11 protein-coding genes are annotated in these 15666 nt (G+C 69.5%); 2 read left to right on the plus strand and 9 right to left on the minus strand.

Annotation, left to right across the window (positions count from 1 at the left end):
• Window positions 1–15 precede the first annotated feature (15 nt).
• The 8 genes from K8625_RS00820 to K8625_RS00855 form a co-directional block, all read right to left on the minus strand.
• Window positions 16–2949, minus strand: coding sequence for a heavy metal translocating P-type ATPase (locus tag K8625_RS00820; RefSeq protein WP_223781570.1), 2934 nt, complete (start codon window positions 2947–2949; stop codon window positions 16–18).
• A 48-nt stretch (window positions 2950–2997) separates the two neighbouring features.
• Window positions 2998–3960: a vWA domain-containing protein gene (locus K8625_RS00825; RefSeq protein ID WP_223781571.1), complete on the minus strand. Its 963-nt coding sequence runs from the start codon at window positions 3958–3960 to the stop codon at window positions 2998–3000.
• A complete protein-coding gene (locus K8625_RS00830; RefSeq protein WP_223781572.1) occupies window positions 3960–4874 on the minus strand; it encodes a vWA domain-containing protein in 915 nt (304 codons plus the stop codon). The genes K8625_RS00825 and K8625_RS00830 overlap by 1 nt, the downstream gene beginning before the upstream one ends.
• A 71-nt stretch (window positions 4875–4945) precedes the next feature.
• The gene (locus K8625_RS00835; RefSeq protein WP_223748331.1) at window positions 4946–6247 is read right to left on the minus strand and encodes a hypothetical protein; all 1302 of its coding nucleotides are present in this window, start codon (window positions 6245–6247) and stop codon (window positions 4946–4948) included.
• A 53-nt stretch (window positions 6248–6300) separates the two neighbouring features.
• Window positions 6301–6768, minus strand: a complete 468-nt coding sequence (locus K8625_RS00840; RefSeq protein ID WP_141328066.1) for a nucleoside deaminase — start codon at window positions 6766–6768, stop codon at window positions 6301–6303.
• Between the two features lie 145 nt (window positions 6769–6913).
• Window positions 6914–7735 carry a hypothetical protein gene (locus tag K8625_RS00845; RefSeq protein WP_223748332.1) on the minus strand — a complete coding sequence of 274 codons (822 nt, stop codon included), beginning with the start codon at window positions 7733–7735 and terminating at the stop codon, window positions 6914–6916.
• Window positions 7736–7750: 15 nt separating this feature from the next.
• Window positions 7751–8572, minus strand: coding sequence for a hypothetical protein (locus tag K8625_RS00850; RefSeq protein WP_223781573.1), 822 nt, complete (start codon window positions 8570–8572; stop codon window positions 7751–7753).
• Window positions 8573–8612: 40 nt separating this feature from the next.
• Window positions 8613–10733 (minus strand): serine/threonine-protein kinase, encoded by a 2121-nt coding sequence (locus K8625_RS00855; protein ID WP_223781574.1) that lies wholly within the window; start codon window positions 10731–10733, stop codon window positions 8613–8615.
• A 163-nt stretch (window positions 10734–10896) separates the two neighbouring features.
• On the opposite strand from K8625_RS00855, the gene K8625_RS00860 reads away from it, so the two are divergent.
• Together K8625_RS00860 and K8625_RS00865 are read left to right on the plus strand one after the other, a co-directional pair.
• Window positions 10897–11571 carry a GNAT family N-acetyltransferase gene (locus tag K8625_RS00860; protein WP_223748335.1) on the plus strand — a complete coding sequence of 225 codons (675 nt, stop codon included), beginning with the start codon at window positions 10897–10899 and terminating at the stop codon, window positions 11569–11571.
• A gap of 116 nt (window positions 11572–11687) precedes the next feature.
• Complete coding sequence (locus tag K8625_RS00865; protein ID WP_223781575.1) at window positions 11688–13109, plus strand: hypothetical protein; 1422 nt, start codon at window positions 11688–11690, stop codon at window positions 13107–13109.
• 13 nt (window positions 13110–13122) lie between these two features.
• Here the strand turns inward: K8625_RS00865 and K8625_RS00870 are convergent, their stop codons facing one another.
• Window positions 13123–15663 (minus strand): hypothetical protein, encoded by a 2541-nt coding sequence (locus K8625_RS00870; RefSeq protein ID WP_223781576.1) that lies wholly within the window; start codon window positions 15661–15663, stop codon window positions 13123–13125.
• Between the last annotated feature and the right edge of the window lie 3 nt (window positions 15664–15666).

Raw genomic sequence — 15666 nt, forward strand, 5'->3', positions numbered from 1 at the left:
GTCGAGGTACTAGCTTCAGTGAGTTGGCTCGATTCCCATCGAGGGCAGGGGCGTGGAGCCCAGGACCTTGGGGCGAACGGCGAGCAGCCTGAGGCCGTTCGCCACGACGAGCAGGGTGCTGCCTTCGTGCAACACCACCGCGGAGCTGATGCTCGTCAGCCCGAAGATGGATGCGACGATGAGCACCGCGCTGATGCCCAGGGAGATGACCAGGTTCTGCTTCATCACCGAGGTCGCCTGACGGGCGAGGCTCAGCGCGAAGGGCAGGCGGGACAGGTCATCGCTCATCAGCACCACGTCCGCCGTCTCCAGCGCTGCGTCCGAGCCTGCTCCGCCCATCGCCACGCCCACCGATGCCGCTGCCAGCGCGGGTGCATCGTTGACACCGTCGCCCACCATCGCCACAGAGCCCGTGCGCCCCATCTCTCGGACTGCTGTCACCTTGTCGGCCGGCATCAGCGGTGCCCGGGCTTCGTCGAGCCCCACTTGCTCCGCGATGGACTTCGCCACCCTTGAGTTGTCTCCCGACAGCATCACCGTGCGACTGATGCCCTGCTGCTTGAGCGTGGAGATGACTTGCCGCGCTCCGGCTCGCACCGTGTCCGCCACCCCGAGTACGCCGAGGTATCGGCTCGCCTTGCGCACCACCATCGTCGTCTGGCCTGCCTCCTCCAGTCGGTCCACCAATGTCTGGATTTCGGCCGGCACGGCGTCTCCTGCGAAGAGCGCGAGGCTACCCACGTCCACCCAATCCGTGCCAATCCGGGCTCGCAAGCCCTTGCCGTGGATGGCCTCCATGTCACTGCCAGCTGGTGGCTTGATGTTCCGTGAAGCCGCCGCTTCCACCACCGCGTGGGCCAGGGGATGTGCTGAGAGGGCCTCCACTGCCGCCGCAGTGCCGAGCAGTTCTTCCTCCGTCACTCCGGCCACGGGCGCCGTGCTCAGCAGCTTCGGCTTGCCCATCGTCAGTGTGCCCGTTTTGTCGAAGGCGATGGCGTTCACCTTGCCGAGCAGCTCCAGGTAGATGCCTCCCTTGATGAGCACACCGCCTCGCGCCGCGGCCGCCACCGCGGACAGCACCGCGGACGGTGTCGAGATGGCCAATGCACACGGCGACGCGGCGACCAGCAGGGACACCGCGCGGAGGATGGCTTCCTTCAACGGTGTACCCAGCAACACCAGCACCACCGGGAACACCACCGCGCCAATCATCACCAGCGGCGCGACGGTGCGCTCCAGTCGCTGCGCGAAGCGCTGGTTCGGGCCCTTCTGCGCTTCGGCCTCCGCCACCATGTCCACCACTCGCGCGAGCACGGACTCGGATGACAGCCGGGTGACCTCTACCTCCAGCAAGGCCTCGCAGTTCACCGTGCCCGAGAACACCTCGTCCCCTGGCACCTTGGCGACCGGCATCGACTCGCCTGTGATGGCGGCCTGCTCCAGTGAGCTCTTTCCTTCCCGAATGATGCCGTCCAGTGGCACCCGGTCTCCCGGGCGCACCACGACGCGGTCTCCTCGCTGCACCTGCGCCACGGGGACCTCGACCAGCTCGGCGCCTCGGCGCACTCGCGCCACTTCGGGACGCAGGGCCCCGAGTGACTCGATGGAGCGTCGCGCCCGGTCCATCGCCCGATGCTCCAGTGCATGGCCCGCGCTGAAGAGGAAGAGCAGGAACGCACCCTCGAACCAGGAGCCCAGCACCGCCGCTCCCAGCGCCGCCACCACCATCATCGTCTCGATGTCGATGCGCAACTGGAGCAGTGACTTCACCGAGCCCCGGATGGCGAAGAACCCGCCACTCAGGATGGACAGTGCCCACAGCACTGTCGGCACCATCTCGGGCACAGGGGCAAAGCGCCCGAGCAACCAGCCCCCGACCAGCAGCACTCCCGAGGCCACCACCAGCGGCATCTCCAGGAGCGGCGCCAGTCCACCTCCGTGCGCATGGTGCGAACACGCGTGCCCGTGGCTCGGCACCTCCAGCGTGTAGCCCAAGGACTTCGCCCGGGACTCGATGTCCTTCAGCGAGACCTCTTCGCTGTCGTACTCGACGACGAGCCGCTCGCTTGCGTACGCCACGTTCGCGGACAGCACCCCCTTCACCTTGGTGAGCCCGTGCTCGATGGTCGTGGCCGAGTCCGCCGAACTCATCCCTCGCACGAACCAGGTGTGGTCCTTGTATCGCTTCGCCACCTGCGCGCTCGTGCGCTGTGCCGTCGCGAGCAGGGCTGTCGAGTTCACCAGCTTCGGGTTGTAGTGGAGGCAGACCTCCGCGTAGCCCTGGTCGCGGCGGATGTGCACATCGAGGATGCCGTGATGCGCCTCCAGCGCCTCCTCCAGCTTCTGGAAGCGACCCTGGTCGTTCATCTCTCCCGGCAGCGCCCCCTCCAGGTCGAGCTGGAGCGCGACGCCACCACCCTCCGCCGCGCGATAGCCCGGCGGGCGGATCTTCTTCGGCTTCGGGTGGTGGTGATGATGCCCGTCACCGTGGTCGTGGTCGCACGCGGCGCCGTCCGCGTGTGCGTGGCCGTCGCCATGCGCGTGGCTGTCTCCGCCGTGCGCATGGTCATGGTCGCAGCCCGGTCCGTGTTGATGCGTGTCCCCGTGCGTGTGTGCAGGGCCGTCGCTGTGCCGACTGCCCGCCCCGTGCTGGTGGCCGTGGTCATGTGTGCAGCCAGCGCCATGCACGTGGTCATGCCCGCCTTGTGCAGGGCCGTGTTGATACTCGCCTCCGTGCGAGTGCGTGTCCCCGTGGTCATGCGTACACCCAGGCCCGTGGACGTGCTTCCCCGCGTCCTTCGTCCCCCCGAGCTTCAGCGACTTGAACACGGGCTTCGCGGCGGGCCTGCCCACCGCGCGGGACGGTGCGTCGCCATGTCCGGCGTCGTGCTCGCAGCCCGGACCGTGGACGTGCTCGCTTGTCTCACCGCTCTTCTTCTGCTCGGACATGGCGTGTTCTTCCTGAACCGTGAATCCTGAAACCTGAAGCTCGAAACCCTAGTGACGATGACCACCGTGCTTGCGCCGGGGAGCCGGCTCGGGCGCTCGCGTCGGCTCGGGCGCCGCTTCCTCCTCGTCCCCGTGCTCCTCCGGAATCGGCTGCGTGAAGCGCTGCCCCGCGACCTCCAGGGTGAACGCCTTGCACTCCGCTGGCACGTCGAACTCGAGCACCGCCGGCAACCGTCCCTCGTACGACTTCAGCGTGTTCCCCTGCTCGTCGTACACCGTGCCGCCCGCGGCCACCGTCATCGTCTCGTCCACCAGCACCGCCACCAGCTCCGCCATCTCCTCCATGCGGTCCGCGATGCGGTGACACCACAGATGGCCCACGCCCGGGTACGTCTCGTGGGAGATCTCCTCCATCTGCTCTTCGTCCACCTGGTCGCCCACTCCCACGAAGACGAAGCTCATCCTCGGCAGGCGACCCGCGGCAATCTCCTTCGCCACCTGCGTCGCATACGCCCGCACGTCATCCCCATCCGAGAGCTGCGAGTCCGTGATGATGACCGCCAGCCCCCGCCGCGCCCCCTTCGCCACCTGCTGCTTCATGTGCGCCACGAAGTCGCGCAACACCGGCAGCATCACCGTCGCCTTGCCGTAGGCGCGCGGCCCCGGGAAGCGGAAGTCCTTCGCCTGCACCGCCGACAACAGCCCCACCTCCTCCAACTGGCTGCCGTCCCCCGTGGCCCAGTACGCCACGCGCACCTGCCCGTCCCGGTCCTTGCTCGCCAGGTACTCCAGCATCCACCGCATCTGCGGCTCGACCAGGTTCTTCACCGGCGCCAGCTTCGCCAGCACACCCCGAGGACCGTACTCGTCCTCCATGCTGGCCGAGCCATCCATGTAGAGGGCGACATCCAGCCCCTCCACCGTCGGGTCATGCAGCAGCGTGGCCACCACCTTGTTCCCCATCCGATGCACGTCCGAGAACGGACGCACCACCACCTCGTGCCCGGCCATCAGTGGTGGTCCTCGTCCGGCAACGGCTGCGTGAAGCGCTGGCCATTCACCTCCAGCGTGAAGCTCTCCGCGCCCTCCGGCACGTCGAACTCCAGCACCGCCGGCAGCCGGCCCTCGTACGTCTTCAGCACCCGGCCCTGGTCGTCGTACACCGTGCCGCCCGCGGCCACCGTCATGTTCTCGTCCACCAGCACCGCGACCAGCTCGGCGACCTGGCCAATCTCCTCGGCGATGCGGTGGCACCACAGGTGCCCCACGCCCGGGTACTCCAGATGGGCAATCCGCTCGAGCTGCTCCTCGTCCACGCCGTCCCCCACGCCCACCAGCACGAAGTTCATCCGGGGCAGCCGCCCCGCGACGATGTCCTTCGCCACCTGCGCGGAGAAGCGCTCCACCTCCTCCGCGTCATGCAGCTTGCCGTCCGTGACGATGACCGCGCAGCCGCGCCGCGCCCCGTGCTTCACCTGCTCCTTGAGGTAGCGCACGTAGTCCTTCAGCGCCGGCGTCATGAAGGTGTGCCCGCCGGGCTTCTTCGCGCCCGGGAACCGGTACTGCTGGACGTCCACGCCCTTGAGCTCGCCCACCACCTCCACGTCCTTGCCCGACGCGCCCGCCGCCCAGTAGGCGACGCGCAAGAGGCCGTTGCGGTCCTTGGTGGCCAGGTACTCCAGCATCCACTGGACCTGCGGCTCCACCTGGTTGGCCGGGTCCTTCAGCGGCGCGCCTCGCAGCCACTCCAGGAAGGAGCGCTTGGGGCGCTCGTACTTGTACTCCTCCTCCATGCTGCCGGACGCGTCCATGTAGATGGCGACGTCCAGACCCTCCACCGTCGGGTCATGCAGCAACACCGCGCGGACCTTCCCCTCCTCGACGTGGAGATCCGAAAACGGCTCGACTGGCTTCTCGTGACCCATCGTTCCCCCTGCTGGATGCGCCGAACGCTATCACCTTCCAACGGGCCGGAAGGTCCAGCGCAAGCGGGGGCTCAGTCCTCGAAGTCGGTCATCCAGTCGGGCTTCTTCGTCGGCGCGGGGGACTCGCCCGGCTCACGCAAACCTTGCGCGGCGGACGGCGCCGGAGCAGCTCCAAAGTCCTCCATCCAGGCAGGCGTCCCAGCCCTCGCGGGCGGCGGCGCCACGGGCCGCGTCCTCGTCAGCCGGGGCTTCGCCGCCTGGGGCTTCTGCGCGGCATGCGCGGACAGGAAGTCCCGCATCCACTCATCCGGGCGCGCGGGCGGCGCTGGAGCCCGAGGGGGCAGGGGACGTGCCGGCACCTGCGCCACCGGCACCGGCGCGGAGACCGGGGGCAGCCGGTCCCCGGCGCCGACCTGTGAGCGCAGCACTCGCTCCGTCTTCGTGGGCCAGCCGGGAAGCACCGCCAGCGCCTGGCTCGCCAGCTCCAGGAACTCGGGCGCGCCCGCCTCGGGAGGAATCCGCACCTTCTCCGCGCGCAGCCACTCGGCCATGCGCGTGAGCACTCCCGGGTGCTGACGGCGCAGCACCGCCACGTCGCCCTTCACCTCGTAGCCGCGCAGCTCCAGCTCCGCGACGGCCATGGCCCGACTCGGCACCGGCAGCTCCAGCTTCGCCAGCGCCGCGGGCCCTCCGTTCGCCTCCGCGTCCTCCTTCAGCTGCGTGAGCACGTCATGGAGGATGCGCGCCACCATCGGCCCGTTGGAGGCGTTGCCTACCTGCAGCTCCGGCGGCACCACGGGCCACGCGAGCACCGCTCCGCCGCCCTCCTCGAGTTCCTCAGGACGGTCTCCCGGCAACAGCGCGTGATAGCCACGCGGCGCGGCGGTGCTCTCCGGCGTCTGTGCGTACTCGAAGGCGTACGGGGCCTGCCGCGTCAGCCCCGCGAGCACATCCCCGCGCGTCACGGTGAGCTGCCCCGGCACGCGCTTTGGGGACGTGTTCGGCCAGGGACCGGACAGGTGCCCGTACAGGTACACCGGGTCGTTGAACCCCTCCGCGTCGGCGGGGTGTTCGACCAGCTCCACCTCGAAGAAATACACCGTCGACGCCGCGATGCTGTGCGGCGTGCGGCCCGTGGCGACCTCATGGTGCGCGAGCTGCGCGAGCGCCGAGGCGGGCAGCCGGCTCCGCTCGCTCGCGGGGATGAAGTGCACCGCCCCCAACGCGTCGAGTCCGACGACCCACTCCGACCGCGCCATGTGGTGGAAGTCCAACAGGAACGTGTCCACCACGTGGACCACCGAGGCCGCGTCCGACAGGACTGGCACCGGCGGCGTGGTGGCATGGGGAACGAAGTAGCGGGGCAGTATCACGAGGGTGGCGTGAGGCTCGCGCAAACCCCACGAGCCACGCAAGCGCCCCCCGCTCAGCGCCAGAAGGCCGTGTGCACGTCGCGAGCCTCCTGCAGGGGGATGGGACCCTCCACCTGCGTGGGGCTGCTGCCGCGCTCGAACACCTCGCGGCACGACATGGCCAGCCCTCCCCGGGCCGTGCCCACCAGCTGCGCGAACTCCGCCGACGACAGCGAGAACACCACCCGCCGCACGCCGCCCCAGAAGATGGCGCCCGCGCACATCGCGCATGGCTCCGTGCTCGCGTACATCGTGCAGCCCGCGAGCACCTCCGGCGTGAAGCGCTTCGTCGCGTCCCGCATCAGGTTCGACTCCGCGTGCCCCGTGCAGTCGCGCTGCGTCACCACGGTGTTCTCACCCTCGAGCAGCACCTGGCCCTGGGCATCCACCAGCACCGCTCCGAACGGCTGGTCACCCCGGCTGCTCGCGCGACGCGCGGCCTCGATGGACTGCTGAAGGAATCGAATCTCATCCGGACGCATGGGCGGCCTCCTGTTCGGGGCCGGCAACCTAACGACGCGTCACGTGGGGCGCCACGGTTCCTCGGGGATGGCGGGATGTCCGCCGCTCGACCCGAGGTGCTGCCGGGGCCTGGGCTCCGAACGAGTCCAGGCCCCGAAGGCACGACTACTGGTCGTCGCAGGGCGTGCCCAGGCGGATGCCCTCGTACACACCCAGGTCGTTGTAGATGAGCGGCAGGTTCTCCTCGACGGGCACCTGGCGCAGCTCGAGCGACTTCTTCTTGTTCTCGATCCACACCGAGCTCTTCGCCTTGTCCAACACCAGGCGGAGGTCGCCCTTCTTGGTGGAGAAGATCTCGCCCTCGGAGTCGGCGATGACGTTGGTCATCTTCTGCGCCTTCAGGCCGCCGCGAGGACCGATGAAGACGCGGTAGTTCTTCTGCTCCGGCGTCTTGATGCCCTTGTCGACGAAGTAGTAGTTGCCCTTGGTGTCGCGCAGGAGCGCGTACGGGGCGAACTCCTGCGGGTTGGGGGCGTAGCTGGCCTTGCGCAGGATGTCCGCGCCCTGGGCCGTCTCCACCACGGTGAGCGGGATGTTCTTCTCACCACACCGCATGGTGCACTTCTTCTCCTTGCGGTCGAACTCCACCTCCGACACCACGCGCCAGTCCTGGCCGCGGAAGTTCGGGTTGGCGGACTTGTTGAAGAAGCGCGGGTCCACGAAGCTGGTGCCAGAGGTCCAGGGCATGGACGGGACCTGCACGAACTGCTTGCCGTCGCCGTAGAAGAGCTGGTCTCCGCCGCGCTCCTCCTCGGGGGTGACGACGACGTAGTGGCCCTTGCCGTCGGTGCAGACGGCGGTGGACTCCATGACCATCTTCTGGCCCAGGTTCTCCTCCTTGCCCCAGGGGGGCTGGATGCTCTCGGAGGCCAGGGACGCGCTACAGGCGAAGGACACCGCCACGGCGGCGATACGCTGGAAGTTCATCTCAAATCTCATGGACTAAAGGTTCGTCTTGAAGAACTTCGTGGCGAATTCCTGCTGATTCGACGCGTCGCGGGAGGTGGTCCAGATGAGCTTGTCGCCCTCCACCTTCGGCTCCAGGGCATCGCCGAAGCGGCAGCTGACCTGCTTGAGCTTCTCCTTGACGGTCTGCTTCGCGACGTTGGAGACGGTGCACAGCTGCTTGAGCGACGCGAGCGGCGCCTCACAGTAGCTGCTGATGCTCAGCTCCTTGAGCTGCTCGTCGTTGATGGACGTCCAGTCGATGGCGGCGGAGAGCGACGTGCCGCACGCGGTGTTCGCGTCCTGCACGTGGGTGACGTAGTCCTTCTCCTGCTTGGCGATCTCCCCCTTGCGGTCGAACGCCATCAGCTTCGCGACGGTGCCGTCCTTCTTCTGCTTCTGGTGCAGGTCATAGACGTCCTCGGCGTCGAGCGCCTTGCTGCGCTTCTCGTCGAAGGTGACGCGAATCTCCTTGGAGCGGCCCGGGACGTAGAGCTCGTACTTGGAGTTGCGCATGTACAGCACCGTGTAGCCACGGCCGCGCCACTGGGTCTTGTAGCTGTGCTGCTCGCTGCTCATGGAGCTGCTGTCGTTCAGGTCGAACGGCAGCACCTTGCCGTCAATCTCGGAGCCGGTGCCCTGCACGCGCAGCAGGTACTTCTTGTTGGAGCGCGGGGCGAGGGGAACGACGGCGACCTCCTCGCCCTCGGGGCCGACGAACACCTTGCCGGCCTCCACGGGGGACGCCGCGAGGCTGGCGGTGGACCCCAGCACGAGCGTGGTGACGAATACCGCGACCAGGTTTCTCAAGAAATTCACCTCGGGAATCAAGGGGCCGTCTCCTGGACGGCGCCGTGTGTCAGAGCTCGATGTCGTGCTGCTTGCAGAACTTCCGGACCCGGGCCTGCTCCGCCCGGGAGACCTTCGGCCACTGGGCCTTGGCGTTGCTGAGGTCTCCCTGACGGCAGAAGGCCCGGGTGAGCAGCGAGTAGGACGCCAGTGGGATGACCTTGGGTTCCCGCCGCTGGCTGCTCCGAGCCAGACGGATGGCCTCCGCGGTGTCTCCCCCGTTTAAAGCACGCTCCGCGTCCGCCAAAAGCTGGCGAAGCTCGTCCGACAGCTTTTCGGGAGTCTCGGGTCGGGTGGAAGGACGTGTGGAGGGGGGCGGGTTCTTCGTCGCCACCCCCGTGGGGTCGTCCGGAGGCGGGTCCACCGGCGTCGGGGTGGTGCCCGTCGGCACGGGAGTCGTCCCGGTGGGCGTGTCGGTGCCCTGGGCTAGCGTGCCGGTGTTGGGCGGAGGTGTCGGGGTGGTGCCCTGCGTGCCCGTGTTCGGGGACGTCGGGGTGGTGCCCTGCGCGCCGGTGTTCGCCGTCGGCGTGACGGCCTGCGTGCCCGTGGCGACGGGCGGCGTGGGCTGAGGGCCGTCCTTGGGGCGGGTCACCCACCAGCCGCCCGCGATGACGACGACGAGCGCCGCCACGGCGATGGCGGCCAGGGGCGCGCGACTCTTCGCGGGCTGGCTCGCAGTGCTCGGGGCCACGGCGGAGGGCACCGGCGCGGGGGCGACCAGGCTCTGACCCGCGACGGGCGGAGGGAGCGACGGGGCCTGCTGGGAGATGAGCGTGGGGTCCAGGCCCGGCGGGTCCATCAGCGGGACCTTGGGCGTGGCGGCCTGCGCCTGGGCGACGCCCATCTGTCCGGTGCCACCCGCCGCGAAGCCTCCAGAGGGAGCCTGCGCCTGGGCGACGCCCATCTGTCCGGTGCCGCCCGCCGCGAAGCCTCCAGCGGGAGCCTGCGCCTGGGCGACGCCCATCTGCCCGGTGCCGCCGCTGGCGAAGCCGGCCTGCGCCTGGGCGACGCCCATCTGTCCGGTGCCGCCGGACGCGAAGCCGCGCACGGGCTGCACCACGCCCTGGTTGCCCGAGGAGCCCGGGGCCAGGGTGTCGTCGAAGGCGAGGCGGCCCGTATCGGGGCCCTTCTGGAGGCTGCCCGGCGGCAGGGTGTTGGACAGCGACGGCGGCCCCTCCGAGGGCAGCGCGACGCCGGAGGGCGTGCCGGAGGGACGCGGCAGCGCGGCGTGGGAGCCGGTGGCGGAGGAGAGCGTGTGCAGCGGGCTGCCGGTGAGCGCCTCCACGAAGGACGCGACGTCCTGGAAGCGGTCCTGGGCGCGCTTGGCCAGGGCCTTGTCCACCGCGGCGATGGCGTGGGGCGGGGCCTCCGGACACAGCGGAGCGAGCGGCGGGGGCGGCTCGTAGACGACGCGGAAGATCATCTGCGCGATGCCCCCCGCGCCGAAGGCGGGCGTGCCCGTCATCATCTCGTAGACGATGGCGCCCAGCGCGAAGATGTCCGTGCGCGCGTCGATCTCACTGTTGCGGCCCTGGGCCTGCTCCGGCGACATGTACTGCGGGGTGCCGATGAGCATCGCCTCCTGGGTCTGCACCGTGCCGGAGTCGAGGACCTTGGAGATGCCGAAGTCGAGCAGCTTGAGCCGCTCGCCCACCACGCCGCCCGAGTCGGTGGGGACCAGGAAGACGTTGGCGGGCTTCAGGTCGCGGTGGACGATGCCCGCGCCGTGCGCGGCCTGGAGCGCCGAGCCCATCTGCCGCGTGAACGAGTAGACGTCCGACAACGGCAGCCGCCCCCGCTCCAGTCGGGCCTGGAGGCTCTCGCCGCGCAGGTACTCCAACACCAGGAACGGGGTGTCGTCCTCCAGCGTGTCGTAGTCGAGCACCTCGACGATGTTGGGGTGGCCCAGCCGGGAGGCGATTTCGGCCTCGCGGCGGAAGCGCGCGAAGATCTCCGGCGTCAGGTGGTCTCCGCCGCGCAGCACCTTCACCGCGACCTGCTTGCCGGGCAGTCGCAGGTGTTGGGCCAGGTACACCGAGCCCATTCCGCCGCGTCCGAGGATGGAGACGACCTTGTAGGTGTTGCGCAGGACCGTATCGATGGACAGGTCACCGTCGGACGGTCGGTTCATGGGGTTGTGGCTCGCACGGGATTCAATGGGGAGTTTCCACCCCATTCCATCCTCCCACCCCACCGCGAGGCAACCCTCCCGGGGCGTGATTCCGGACGGAGGGCCTCTCGGCCCATGAGAAGCACTGGTGGCTTTCCGCCAGCCTGCTAAGGAAGCAGCCTGTATGACGAAAGTCGCGCCCCAGCAGTCGCTTGAGGTCCGGGTCCGCCGCATCCACCGCCGTGACCTCAACCGGACCTGGGAGTTCCTGAAGCTCGTCTTCCGCGACGTCAATCGCGAGACGGTGGAGTACCAGCGTCCCCGCTCCAAGCGCCGCTTCATGGAGGTCTACACCTCCGAGTGGATCGAACAGCTCCTCTACGAGGTGGACGGCGAGATTGTCGGCTACTCCGAGTGCGCCTTCGAGGCCACCGGCGACGACAACTGGGTGAACCCGCGCTGGTTCGAGAAGCGCGGCATGCGGCCGCTCTTCGTGGAGGAGCTCGCGGTGCACCCGGACTACCAGGGCCGCGGCGTGGGCAGCTTCATGTTGGATCAACTCCAGCACCTGGCGCGCACGCGGGGCTGCACGCACCTGGTGTTGGAGGTGGCGGAGAACAACGAGTCCGCGCTGGCGTGGTACCGGGCGAGGACGTTCTACAAGCTGGATGCCGCCATCTTCCTCGCGCAGAAGGTGCCGGGAGAGCCGGACCTCTTGCCTCCTCGCCGACTCAAGCGCCGCGTGAAGGCGGCGGAGGGCGAGGAGCCGACCTCTCCCACGACCGGCCCCGCGCCCGCGGCCACGTCGGCGCGTGGGGGCGGTGCGCGCAAGGGCCGCGCCGCCGCGAAGAAGGGCTGAGCCCCGCTGGATGACAGGTGCGTGGGACCCGGGGGCCATGGGCCCGGGCCCACGTGGACCGCATGCTCGCGGGCCGTGTCTCCCCTTCGCGGGAGCGGACCTCGGGGCTTGCTCGGATGAAGACGCGATGGCGTGGGGGATGGCTGCTCATCGCCTTCCTCCTCGCGAGCCCTGTGTGGGCGCAGGACGCGCACTACTGGACGCGGCAGTTCGGCAACCGCGCGTGGCTGCTCGGCGGCGCGCTGCTGGGTGACCCCGCGGACATCAGCGCCGTCTATTACAACCCCGGCGCGCTGGTGCTCGTCAGCAACCTGGAGCTGGAGCTGACGGGGAACGTCTTCGAGTACTCGCGCCTGGCACTGGTCAACGGCCTGGGGCCCGGCCGTGATTTGACGACGTCGCGCTTCGACGCGCTGCCCGCCTTCATCGCGGGCCCCCTGCGCTTCAAGTGGCTGGGCCGCGCGCGCATGGGCTACGCGCTGCTGACGCGCCAGGGCTTCGAGACGCTGCTCACGCGTCGTGACGACTTCTCCGGGAGCAACCTGCTGGGCGTCCAGGGGCTGGAGCAGCTGTCCTCCGACGTGCGGCTGGAGCACGGCGTGAAGGAGCTGTGGGCCGGCGTGAGCTGGGCCTATCCGTTGAGCAAGACGCTGGGCGTGGGAATCACCCCGTTCCTCGCCGGGCGTCAGCAGCATGGGGACTTCCTGGCCATCTCCCAGGGCAGCGGCGCGGACGGTGGCTCCGTGCTCGCCGCGGTGAACCGCGACTATCGCGTCCAGCACCTGCGCCTGCTCGCCAAGGTGGGCGTGTGCTACCAGCGTGAGCGCTGGGCCCTGGGCCTGACGGTGACGACGCCAGGGCTGGGCCTGTTGGGCAAGGGCGAGGTGGGGCTGGAGCGCGCGCTGAGCCAGCAGGGGCTCCCCATCCAGGGACCCGCGCGCATCTCCGACTTCCAGTCGAGCGTCCGCGCGCGCTTCCAGAGCCCGCTGTCGGTGGGCCTGGGCGGCAACGTCCTGCTCGGCGGCACCACGCTGCACGCGGCGGTGGAGGTGTTCGCGCGCGTGCCGGTGTTCCGCCTGCTCGACAGCGACCCCATCCCCGTGGAGGGACCGGAGCGTGTGCTCGACAGCGACATCTTCTACGGCTCCGAGCCGGTGGTGAACACGGCGCTGGGCGTCGAGCACCGCGTGGGGGACCGGCTGCGCATCTTCCTGAGCGTCCACACCGACTTCAGCGCCGCCATCAAGCTGCCCAACACCAGCACGCTGCTTGCGACCAGTGACCTGTACCACGTGGCCACTGGCCTGCATTTCCCCGTGCGCACCACGCGCGTCACCGTGGGCACCGACCTGGGGTGGGGCCGTCAGTCCACGCAGCGCTTCTCGGAGTTGCTGGCGCTGACGGGGCTGCCCCCTCCGAGCGAGACGCAGCGACTGCACGTCTTCCACGCCACCCTCATCGTCGGAATCACGCTGGGCCTCGGGCGGAACACCGAGGACACCTCCACGCGTTCCGATGCGGAGGCCGAGCTCCCCTAGTCGCGCGCGGCGCTCAGAAGCTCAGCGTGCCGAGCAGCTCGAAGGTGTTGCGCAGCACGTGCACGGGCTCGTTCAGGGGGCCTGCGAGCGCGACGGGGGGCGCGAGGTCCCGGATGCCCAGCTCGTGGCGCGACAGCACGTAGCCCGCGCGGATGCCACCGTCCAGGCCTCGCAGCCCGGGGAAGAAGCCTCGCACCAGGATGATGTCCAGGCCCGCGCCCAGGTGGAACGTGTTGGGCCACAGGTTGCGGAAGAAGCCGGGCAGGCGGACCCAATAGGAGTTGGGGTTGGCCATCCGCTCGCCGTTGATGGCGCCGTCCTCGAGCCGGTACCACGTCAACCCGTAGCCCAGCTTGACGTACGGCTGGAAGCCGCCGGGCAGGATGTTGTAGCGGATGCTGCCCGCGTACTCCCACATGTTCAGCTTGGAGCGCAGCTGGAAGAGGGTCTGCCGGTCCGCCAGCGGGACGTCGAGTCCCACCGTGCTGCGCGAGTGCAGCAGCGTGTTCTCCGACGTGAAGCGGTCGCCCAGATAGAAGCTCACCTTCAGCGTGGCGGACACGGCCGTGTCCACCACCGGCTGGATGAAGTCGGACGAGGCGTTCTCGATGCTCGGGTCCAGGGCGAGCAGCTGCGGGGCCCACTCGGCGAGCTGGCGGTCATTGAGGAGCAGGCCCGCGAAGTCCTTGTCGAGCAGGCCCACGCTGACGCCGGCCTCCACGCTCGCGCGTCGCCGGGGCAGCTTCGCCTGGGGCGTGTAGACGGGCTCGTGCTTCTCCACCACCGCGCGCACGGGCAACCCCAGCACGCGGTAGACGAAGTCGAACGGCGGCAGGCTGATGAGCACGGCCACCGGCCCGTTGAGGAAGCCCAGGTTGTTGGAGAAGTTGTCCTGCACGTCGAGCGGGAAGAACCAGGGCAGCTCTCCGGGCGCGTAGCCGATGAAGCCCGCGTTGGGCGCGGGCCGGTTCCAGCCCTCGCTGAAGGCCGGGCCGGTGATGGACAGGTTGCCCATGTCCGAGTGCGAGATGATTCCCGCCAGCGGCGACTTCGCGGACGGGTAGCCCCAGCGCAGCGGGAGGATGAGCCAGGACCACTCGCGGCGGACGGACGGGTCCTCGATGGCCAGGTCGTAGACGCGCTCCCAGTCGGGCACCAGGTCGATGCGCTCGGCCATGTCGTAGCGCACCACGCCCTCGGGGAGCGGCCGCTTCGGGTCGCCGAGGTACTCCTGGTGGTCGAAGCGCTTGGGCACCGCCTCCGTGGAGCCCGCGGGCCCCACGCCCTTGAACACGCCGGGCAAGGGATAGGTGGCGTGAGACTCGCGCGCATGCGGGCCGGGCGAGGCGAGCAGCTGCTCCAGGCCCTTCGAGTCCGCGCCGATGTAGCCGATGGGGTGCGTGTTGATGCGCGTCTCCGCCTCGTCCGCCCAGACGTAGCTGCGCACCCGCGCCAGCAGCTTCTTCTCGCCGGGCCGGTCCTCGCCGCGCAGCTCCATCAGCTCCTCCCAGCGCTTGCGGGGCAGGTACGCGTTGGGCCGGGCGAAGTCGAAGACCATCGCGTTGTGGTGGAAGAAGTACTCGGTGCGCTTGAGCACCAGCGGGTCCGCGCCGTCGGCCGGCCAGCCTCCCGAGAGGATGCGCTGCAGCTCCTCCGCGGTGAGCACGCGCTCCACGGCGGACAGCGGCGTGACGACGGCGCTCACGTGCTCCCAGTCGCCCTCGTGGTTGTTGCCGCCCGCGTTGAATGGGTAGAAGAACCAGTACTGGATGAACAGCTCGTAGCCGAGCAGGCCGCGCTCCGCGTCGCGGACCTCCGCGAGGAACGGGTGGGCGTAGACCTTCTCCGTGCCCAGGTAGCGCCGTGCCATCTGTCCCGGCTGCGGGCTCGCGTAGGCCTCGTGCCACGTGTCCGGGTCATACCCGGGGAAGTCCAGGTACATGACGGTGAAGGGCGCCTGCTCGGCGGCCACCGCGTCCTGGCGCAGGCGGGGGATGGTGGGGTGGTCCGGGTGGAACTCCTTCAGGAGCGCGATGAGGCGGCAGTCGTCGCGCGCGTCGCGGCCGGACGACTCGGTCCTCAACAGGCTCTCCGGCGCGCCGTCCTCGGGACACGGGTGGCCGAGCGTGGAGAAGTTGATGGAGTCGCTGCGCATCAGCACCGAGCCGGGCTTGGCGAGGTCCCACGTGTCCAGGCTCAGCAGGAGGCCCCCCGGCAGGTCCCGGAACACCTTGTGGTCCATGGGGAAGGTGTACGTGTTCTTCACCAGGATGGGCGCGAAGCGCACCGCCAGAGCTTGCAGCACCCGGAAGCGCTCGTCGTCGATGCCGTCGCGCGGCGCCTCGTCGCGATAGCCGGGGTCCGCCGGGTCGCCGTAGAGCGCGAGCGCCTGGCTCGCGCTCGTCTGGCGGACGATGCGCGGGTAGGAGAGCGGGACGAAGCGGAAGTACTCCTCTCGCGTCGGCGGGCCGGAGGCGCTCGCGCCCGAGGGGCTCGTGATGAGTCCCACGAGCAGCAGCACTCGAGCGGCGTGGACCGCGATACCTCGGCGCATGGT

The sequence above is a fragment of the Myxococcus sp. AS-1-15 genome (assembly GCF_020037055.1).
GTDB lineage: Bacteria > Myxococcota > Myxococcia > Myxococcales > Myxococcaceae > Myxococcus > Myxococcus fulvus.

Coding starts and splice junctions, on each gene's coding strand:
- K8625_RS00865 (WP_223781575.1), top strand. CDS start 11,688: ATGAAGACGCGATGGCGTGGGGGATGGCTGCTCATCGCCTTCCTCCTC.
- K8625_RS00845 (WP_223748332.1), bottom strand. CDS start 7,735: ATGAACTTCCAGCGTATCGCCGCCGTGGCGGTGTCCTTCGCCTGTAGC.
- K8625_RS00825 (WP_223781571.1), bottom strand. CDS start 3,960: ATGGCCGGGCACGAGGTGGTGGTGCGTCCGTTCTCGGACGTGCATCGG.
- K8625_RS00855 (WP_223781574.1), bottom strand. CDS start 10,733: ATGAACCGACCGTCCGACGGTGACCTGTCCATCGATACGGTCCTGCGC.
- K8625_RS00860 (WP_223748335.1), top strand. CDS start 10,897: ATGACGAAAGTCGCGCCCCAGCAGTCGCTTGAGGTCCGGGTCCGCCGC.
- K8625_RS00840 (WP_141328066.1), bottom strand. CDS start 6,768: ATGCGTCCGGATGAGATTCGATTCCTTCAGCAGTCCATCGAGGCCGCG.
- K8625_RS00830 (WP_223781572.1), bottom strand. CDS start 4,874: ATGGGTCACGAGAAGCCAGTCGAGCCGTTTTCGGATCTCCACGTCGAG.
- K8625_RS00870 (WP_223781576.1), bottom strand. CDS start 15,663: ATGCGCCGAGGTATCGCGGTCCACGCCGCTCGAGTGCTGCTGCTCGTG.
- K8625_RS00820 (WP_223781570.1), bottom strand. CDS start 2,949: ATGTCCGAGCAGAAGAAGAGCGGTGAGACAAGCGAGCACGTCCACGGT.